Source organism: Xanthomonas sp. SHU 199, assembly GCF_000364665.1.
In the GTDB taxonomy this organism is placed as follows: Bacteria; Pseudomonadota; Gammaproteobacteria; order Xanthomonadales; family Xanthomonadaceae; genus Xanthomonas_A; species Xanthomonas_A sontii.
The window spans coordinates 1-1,283 of record NZ_AQOI01000610.1; the positions used below are offsets into that span (position 1 = coordinate 1).

The following is a 1,283-nucleotide window of genomic DNA, read 5'->3' on the forward strand; positions in this document are numbered from 1 at the left end:
GTGGCCGCCAGCAGCGGCTGCAGCCGCGGTTCCAGTTCGCGCCGGCGCCAGCCCGCCAGCGGTGCTGGCCATTGCGCGCTTTCCAGCAGGGCTTCCAGGTGCTTGCGCGAGGCCAGCAGGCCGTCGGGCAGGCCGAGTTCGGCGCTGCGCGCGGCCACCGCGTCCTGCAGCCGCTTCAGCGCGGCCTTGTTGTCGTCGCTGGCGGCCAGCGCCTGTGGGGCGTCGGCTTCGTCGGCCAGCGGTGTGGTCAGCGCCTGCCACACCGCATCGCTGAGCTTGCGCGGCGCCTTGGGGTGTTTGTCGAACAGCGCCAGCATGGCCGGTTGGTCCTGCGGCGGGAAGCGCGCCAGGGTGGCGGCCAGTTCGTTGTCCAGGATCCAGCTGCGCGGTTTGTCGTTGTGCCGGGCCTGCGCGTCGCGCCAGCGCAGCAGGCGCAGCAGGCGCAGTTGCGCGGGGCGGTCCATGAACTGCGCCGAGCGCATGCCCAGGTGCGGCCAGCGTTCGCCGTCGTCGTGCTCGACGGTGCCGAGCAGGCGTTCGCCGTCCTCGTGCAGCCAGTCGCCGCGCTCCAGGGTCTGCAACCGCGCCTGCAGGTTGTCGTGCAGCGCGAACAGATGGCGCACGTCGTCGGCGGCGTACTCCAGCTGCGCCGGCGACAGCGGGCGGCGCAGCCAGTCCGAGCGGGTCTCGCCCTTGGCCAGGTGCACGCCGGTGATCTCCAGCACCAGCTTCTGGTAGCCCATGCCGGCGCCGAGCCCGGCCAGGCCGGCGGCGATCTGGGTGTCGAACAGCGGCCGCGGCAGGGTGCCGCAGGCGCACTTGAAGGCGACCAGGTCTTCGCTGGCGCTGTGCATGATCTTGAGGATGTCCGGGTCGCTCAGCCACGGCGCCAGCGCCTGCGGCATGCCCGGGATCAGCGGGTCGATCAGCAGGATTTCGTCGCCCACCGCCATCTGCACCAGCGCCAGTTGCGGCCAGTAGGTGCGTTCGCGGACGAATTCGGTATCCAGGCCGATGCGGGCCGGTCGCTGCGCCAGCCGTTCGCTCAGCTCGGCAGGTTGCTTGATCCAGTAAGGCACGTGATTTCCGTTGACTGCAGGGTTTGCTCAGGCAGGCGAGAATAGCCTAACGTCGCTCCGCCGGCCGCACGGCGCGCCGGACGGGATGGCGTCGCAAGGTCCATGGTTCGGAGGAAAAGTGCGCAGCAGCGGCGTTGTGATGGTCTGGAGCATGCTTGCGGCAGCGCTGGTCGGCTGTGCGCGGCAGCCGTCGGCGCCGGCCGC

General features: G+C 71.0%; 1 protein-coding gene. It reads right to left on the minus strand.

All coding sequences use genetic code 11. From position 1 onward, the window contains the following. The coding region (rnd, locus tag D183_RS0117830; protein WP_017910197.1) for a ribonuclease D at nucleotides 1-1,079 on the minus strand (1,079 nt) is incomplete at its 3' end. Between the last annotated feature and the right edge of the window lie 204 nt (nucleotides 1,080-1,283).